Annotated in this window: 7 protein-coding genes and 1 tRNA gene; 4 read left to right on the forward strand and 4 right to left on the reverse strand. The window is 43.6% G+C overall.

Annotation, left to right across the window (positions count from 1 at the left end; all coding sequences use genetic code 11):
• From O9295_RS09030 to O9295_RS09045, 4 genes are all read left to right on the forward strand, one after another.
• Positions 1-421 (forward strand): arginase family protein (locus O9295_RS09030; RefSeq protein ID WP_288032729.1); only part of this gene is annotated, 421 nt, incomplete at its 5' end.
• A gap of 46 nt (positions 422-467) precedes the next feature.
• Positions 468-541 (forward strand) — tRNA-Val (locus O9295_RS09035).
• 80 nt (positions 542-621) lie between these two features.
• Positions 622-1,671: a Rieske 2Fe-2S domain-containing protein gene (locus tag O9295_RS09040; protein ID WP_287739691.1), complete on the forward strand. Its 1,050-nt coding sequence runs from the start codon at positions 622-624 to the stop codon at positions 1,669-1,671.
• 81 nt (positions 1,672-1,752) lie between these two features.
• Positions 1,753-1,896 (forward strand): hypothetical protein, encoded by a 144-nt coding sequence (locus tag O9295_RS09045; RefSeq protein ID WP_288032730.1) that lies wholly within the window; start codon positions 1,753-1,755, stop codon positions 1,894-1,896.
• A gap of 263 nt (positions 1,897-2,159) precedes the next feature.
• Here O9295_RS09045 and O9295_RS09050 read toward each other — a convergent pair whose 3' ends face one another.
• The 4 genes from O9295_RS09050 to O9295_RS09060 form a co-directional block, all read right to left on the reverse strand.
• Complete coding sequence (locus O9295_RS09050) at positions 2,160-2,843, reverse strand: N-acetylmannosamine-6-phosphate 2-epimerase (protein ID WP_147069026.1); 684 nt, start codon at positions 2,841-2,843, stop codon at positions 2,160-2,162.
• A gap of 197 nt (positions 2,844-3,040) precedes the next feature.
• Positions 3,041-3,550, reverse strand: coding sequence for an inorganic diphosphatase (locus O9295_RS09055; RefSeq protein WP_004162542.1), 510 nt, complete (start codon positions 3,548-3,550; stop codon positions 3,041-3,043).
• A 161-nt stretch (positions 3,551-3,711) separates the two neighbouring features.
• Positions 3,712-3,906: a TLTLP motif-containing protein gene (locus O9295_RS27800; protein WP_012267246.1), complete on the reverse strand. Its 195-nt coding sequence runs from the start codon at positions 3,904-3,906 to the stop codon at positions 3,712-3,714.
• Positions 3,907-4,621: 715 nt separating this feature from the next.
• Complete coding sequence (locus tag O9295_RS09060) at positions 4,622-5,800, reverse strand: AI-2E family transporter (RefSeq protein ID WP_002760581.1); 1,179 nt, start codon at positions 5,798-5,800, stop codon at positions 4,622-4,624.
• Positions 5,801-6,071 lie beyond the last annotated feature (271 nt).

Genomic DNA, 6,071 nt, shown 5'->3' on the forward strand with positions numbered 1-6,071 from the left:
CTGTGTGATGCGTCGGGTGTTAGAAATGGGTTTACCGACCTTACCCGTGGGAATTCGGGCTATTTGTCGAGAAGAAGCCGAATTAATCGCTAAACAGCAGATTCCCGTGATTTGGGATCGAGATATCGCCAGGGATGCGGATTGGATCGAAAAAGCGATCGCCAAAATTACCACCGAGAAGGTATTTTTAACTATAGACGTGGATGGCATAGATCCGGCTTTAATTCCGGGGGTGGGAACCCCGGAACCGGGGGGGTTAAGTTGGCATCAAACCCTAGGCTTTCTCCGTCGTCTTTTCCAAACTCATCAGGTGATTGGCTGCGATGTGATGGAATTGGCCCCGATTAGTGATTCGGTGGTCTCAGAATTTACCACTGCCAAGTTAATTTATAAGTTAATTGGCTATCAATTTATTGCCTAGGGGCTTGCCTAATTAGAAGCAATCGTGTTATAATAGCAATTCGTGCGGACGTATAGCTCAGTTGGTTAGAGTACATCGTTGACATCGATGGGGTCACTGGTTCGAATCCAGTTACGTCCATAAATTATCTGCCCTAGTCCCGGTCATAACCTTCATTTCTAATGATAGGATGAACGATCGAAGCTCTCCAGACAAACCCTATGACTAGCTTACTGCGCGACTTTTGGTATGTGGCCACACCGGCAAATAAACTTAAACCCGGTCAGCTAATGGCCAAAAAAATGCTAGGTGAACCGATTGTTGTCGGGAGGAGAGAGGATGGAGAAGTGTTCGCATTGCGGGATATTTGCCCCCATCGTGGCATTCCGCTGCACCATGGCTGGATTGAAGGGGATGGGGTGTACTGTTGCTATCATGGCTGGAAATTTAACACTAGCGATGGCGTTTGTTCTGAGATCCCCTCATTAACTGAACACGATCGCCTTGATATTAGCAGAATTTGTGTCACCAGTTATCCCTGTCGTGAAATACAAGGTCATATCTGGGTGTTTATTCCGGCAGACTCAAAAAGAGAAATTAATCGAGAAAATCTGCCCCCTGTGCCGACTATTGCCGATTTTGGCAAACTTACCCCCAAAATAGCCGAAACTATCACTTTTGACTGCAATATTGACCATGCAGTGGTGGGATTGATGGATCCGGCCCACGGTCCCTACGTTCATACTTCTTGGTGGTGGCGCAGCGGTCCGCGCCAATTTCGGGTCAAAGAAAAACAATACGAACCTGTTCCCCTCGGTTTTCGTCTTGCTCCCTATGATATGCCAGTAAGTGCGAAACCCTATAAAATTTTGGGTAATAAAGTATCGATTGAAATTGTTTTTGAATTGCCCTCGGTGCGTACAGAAATACTACGGGGTGATCGCCATTTGGCCTGTGCTTTTACGGCAATTACTCCCATCGATGAAAATCACTGCGAAGTCCATCAAAGTTTATACTATACGATTCCTTGGTTGGCATTTTTAACCCCTCTTTTGCGTTATTTAACTCGACAATTCCTCAAACAGGATCGCGATGTGGTGATTAAACAACAGGAAGGACTTAGTTATCATCCAGCTTTGATGTTAATTGATGATGCCGATACCCAGGCCAAATGGTATTATCGCCTCAAGCAAGAATACGAAAAATCTCAAGCAGAAAAACGGGATTTTGTCAACCCCATTAAAGCACAAATTTTACGGTGGCGCAGTTAGAATTTGATCATTTTATGACTGGACTTCCCCTTTGACACAAGGTCATAACCTGTGCTGTAGGAGGGATTAAGAGAATTTCTGATGTCCTCTTACTGGGTACAAATCGGGGAAACCTTTCATAAATCTAAGGCTTTCTCTAAGTCTAATCATTTTCCTAAACTATGGCCACAAGTCTCGCCATTAAATCCTCTTGCTGTGGCTAATTTTGATAATATCATCGGGTAATTTTGAGAGGTTGCCAAGGGTTCTTTTTTTTGACTTGATCTCCTTTTTAGCAAATATGATCCATCCCTGTCTATTAAGAAATATTACAATAAACATGGGTACGTTAAGAAAAGTTAACGGGTTTATCCATTGTAGTGACGAAAAAATTAACGGATTGACCGCAGGGATTGCCTATCAGCAATTCACAAACCGGGGGATTTTAATCGCTTTGGTTGTCGCTATTTTAGGAGGTGCGGCTAAACTTTTTGGTTTTTTCCCTCCCATTAATCTTTTGATAAAATTCCTTGTAAAAAAGCGGTAGTTTTTAAATCAATCCCTGTAATTGCCGTGCCAACAACTACCGAATATGCACCAACTTCGAGGGCTTTTTTTGCTTCTGTTGGAGTCGATATTCCTCCTTCACAGATAACAGGAACTGATAACTTATTAACTAATTCTTCTAGGAAAGAAAAACTCGGCGGTGGTAGATTTTTAGTTGCTTCTGTGTAACCGTAAAGAGTTGTACCGACAATATCAGCACCGGCTGCCACGGCATAAATAGCACTTTCGATCGAGTCTATATCTGCCATGACTAATTTACCAGTTTCCTGATGAATACGATCGATAATTGTGGCTAAATTTTCATCATTAGGACGCTTTCTTGGGGTAGCATCCAAGGCAATTATATCGGCACCCGCATCGGCAATAGCGAGAGCATCTTGATATTTGGGAGTAATATATACCGAACAATCGCGATAATTGCGTTTCCAGAGCCCAATTATCGGTATATCCGGCAATTGTTGACGGGTGGCTTTCAGATGAGTGGGACTATCAATTCTGACCCCACAAGCACCCCTGTCCACGCAAGCATGAGCCATGGCGGCAATAATTACAGGATCGTGCAGAGATGACTCCACTGGCGCTTGACAGGAGACGATTAAACCCGATTTTAAGGTTTCTATTCGCATAAATTGGGGTGTAGGGTGTGGGAAGTGGGGTAGTGGGGAAGTGGGGTAGTGGGGTGTAGGGAGAAGCTTTTTTCAGTGATTAGTAAACAGTAAACAGTAATCAGTGAACTGAAAACTCACATCTGATAACTGATAACTGATAACTGATAACTGATAACTGATAACTAACCCCACCAACAAACTTTTTGCCGCAAACCTTACTTATAAGCAGCAATACACTGTTCAACTAAAGCGGTTACTGCGTCCACATCTTTCCAACCGAGAATTTCTGTGACTTTTTTCTCTAGATTCTTATAGGTTTTGAAAAACTCGGCGATTTCCTGCAAGCGATGGGGAGAGACATCTTTGAGGGATTTTACCTCAGCATAACGAGGATCTTTAGCGGGAACACAGAGAATTTTTTCATCGCGATCACCACCATCGATCATTTCTAACATACCAATAGGGCGCGCCGTAATCACACAGCCGGGGAAAGTAGGCTGATCCATGATCACCATACCATCTAAAGGATCGCCGTCATCGGCGAGGGTATTGGGAACAAAACCATAATCACAGGGATATTGTACCGAAGAATAGAGAACGCGATCGAGAGCAAAGGCGTTTAAATCCTTATCAAACTCGTATTTATTCTTACTGCCGGCGGTAATTTCCACTAAAACGTTAATTAAACCTGGTTTCGGTTGGGCAGGAATGCGCGATAAATCCACAAGCTTTCTCCAAATACAAGACAATAGCGCCTTTAGAGTCACCTAAAAGCGCAAGCAAAATTAAAACACACTTTGATTAACTCCGATCCAAATTTTACCCATAAGGGGGATCGGGACGAAGAAAAAAATTTTTATTTTGGCAATCGTCTATCTCAATTCTGTCACCTCATTTGCCTCGTTAGGGAGTAGGATGTGTTACCGGTAAGGGGTTCTTCGGTATAGTTAGGCGTGGAGTTATATCCAATCGCTAACAAGGGTAACGTTAGGGTCAGAATTGCGATCATGGTTCCGAGTAAATTGGCCCACCTATGACTAGGAGGTTCGGAAGTCTTCCCTGACGGGTTGCTTGATTCCATAAAGGGGTCGTGTTGAACTCGACAAGTAAAGAATACGAGAGATGTATAGAGCAGTCAGCTATCGGCTTTTAGCTTTTAGCAAATTACTGCTATTTTTTGCCTTTGAGCTTGGTTAACGTCTCGTTAAAAAGCGAAACATTAACAGCAATACTCTCCCTACTAATTATATTTTACCAATTCTTTTCCAAGAGTTCACTCTGATACTTTTCTTGACGATCTCTCCAGATCATGGTCTGTTGGTGTTTGTCCATGTCATACTAAATCAGTTTTTAATAACTGGATTTAGTATCAATCCACAAAAAAAATGTCTGAAAAGCCCAAATATTAAGCGATTCAAACATTTTCTCATTGCAATCGGAGGGTGATATTGACTTTATGTCTTAACTTCGAGCTTACGATAGAAAGCTGGCTGTTAATGTAGCCTATTTAACCAAAATATCGATTTTTTGCTTATTTATCGGGATAGACATTGACCTTTTCTTAAAATTATCCGAGTTTAGAGATAATTGGTTAGCTAATCTCCCAATAAGCCAGGCCCCAGAGACCAGCAAGGCATCCGTCAGGGACGGCGATCAGGGCAAGTGGAGTTAATCTACCAATATGGATATCATAACTCGATCGAGGGAGAAAAGCCAAGAACCTGCGAGAAAATTGCCGATTTATCCCGGCCAATATTACTGCTCACATCGCCCTAGATGATGCCGTCAGTCATTCTTCAGCGAGAAACCACCTCGCTAGAGGATTCTGATTCTAGGGGGAGAGAGGGTTTAATTATCCCGTGTTTTGTCTCCTCTGGTGTCACTTGACGGATCACCTCCAAAGCTTCCTTGATCATTACTGCCATGGGAACCGCGACAATCACCCCCAGTAAACCGCCCACTCGCGCCCCCGTCAAGACCGAAACCAACACCCAAAAGGGATTTAACCCCGTGACACTGCCCAAAATCCGGGGAGCAATGCCGTTTTCGACAATTTGCTGCACCACTACAGCTACGGCTAAAACTTGCAGAGCTAAACCAATATCGCGCAAAGCTAGTAAAGCTGTCACCGTGACAATGCCGACAGTTCCCCCAAAAGGGATTAAGGCCATGGTGCCAATCAACAGACCGAATAGGAGACCAAAAGGAACTTTAATCGATAAAAATGCCGTGACTAATCCCAGGGCCATGCAGGTGGCGCAAATTACCTGTCCGACAAAGTAATTCTGAAAACTTAAGCGTAGGGTTAGGGAAAAGGGTTGTTGGACGGGTTTGGGCAACCATTGGATAATACTCCTCCAGATATCGGGACTGTGGAGAAGTAGATAAAAGGTGAGGATAATGGTTAGCAGCACATCAAGCACCCGCACCACGGTAAAAACCGTGAGATTAAGGGCTAAATTAACGCTTCTTCCCGCTAGAATTTGCAATTCTGCCCCTAAACGACTGTTAAACTGAGCGATAACACCATCGAAACTGATCGGAATCGGCAGATTCATCGTGTCGATTTTGGTATCTAGTTGCATCAGTTGGCGCTGTCCCGAGTCTAACCATTCTGGCAATCTATTGACAAATTGCTGCGCTTGGGTGAAGACTAAGGGAACTAGGGTTATGCCCACGGCCACAAAAATTAAAATCGTGATCAGGGAAACCACGATCGCAGCTAAACCCCTTTTTAATCCCTGACGTTCCAACCAAGTCACCGGATAACCCAAGAGAAAAGATAGAACGGCCGCTATCAGTAAAATAACAAATAAAGATTCAAAATAGCCAAAAATTGCCGATAATGCCCAGACATTCAGGACGACAAGTGGTGCAGCTAGAGCAATCACCAGTAAGCGGGATAAGGAATTCAGAGATTGCCAGCACGTCTGAACCCAATTGCGTTTCGGGGGAACAACTTTAACTTCCACCATGAAGCCTCTTAAAAGGTTTGTTTCAATACTTGTATTCTGACAGATCGAAGCCTAACCCGCTAACTCAACCGCGGGGAAGTGGGAAGATGGGGTGTGGGATGCTGACAGGTGTAGGTTTATTACAACCCAGATGGTTCTTCGGTTTGTCTTATGCAACGTACAGGATTATAAGGAATGAAACTCTTATAGAGAAAGACATTTGGCGATTTTTGTCAATTGTTTTTGATCTAGAGCGAACTAATCAATTAAGTCTCTTGCCAGATAAGGATTT

Source organism: Microcystis sp. LE18-22.4A (assembly GCF_027531105.1).
GTDB lineage: Bacteria > Cyanobacteriota > Cyanobacteriia > Cyanobacteriales > Microcystaceae > Microcystis > Microcystis aeruginosa.

What these genes read in the sequence shown, in the direction of transcription:
- O9295_RS09040 (WP_287739691.1), top strand. Translation starts at nt 622, where the DNA reads ATGACTAGCTTACTGCGCGACTTTTGGTATGTGGCCACACCGGCAAAT.
- O9295_RS09045 (WP_288032730.1), top strand. Translation starts at nt 1,753, where the DNA reads ATGTCCTCTTACTGGGTACAAATCGGGGAAACCTTTCATAAATCTAAG.
- O9295_RS09050 (WP_147069026.1), bottom strand. Translation starts at nt 2,843, where the DNA reads ATGCGAATAGAAACCTTAAAATCGGGTTTAATCGTCTCCTGTCAAGCG.
- O9295_RS27800 (WP_012267246.1), bottom strand. Translation starts at nt 3,906, where the DNA reads ATGGAATCAAGCAACCCGTCAGGGAAGACTTCCGAACCTCCTAGTCAT.
- O9295_RS09060 (WP_002760581.1), bottom strand. Translation starts at nt 5,800, where the DNA reads ATGGTGGAAGTTAAAGTTGTTCCCCCGAAACGCAATTGGGTTCAGACG.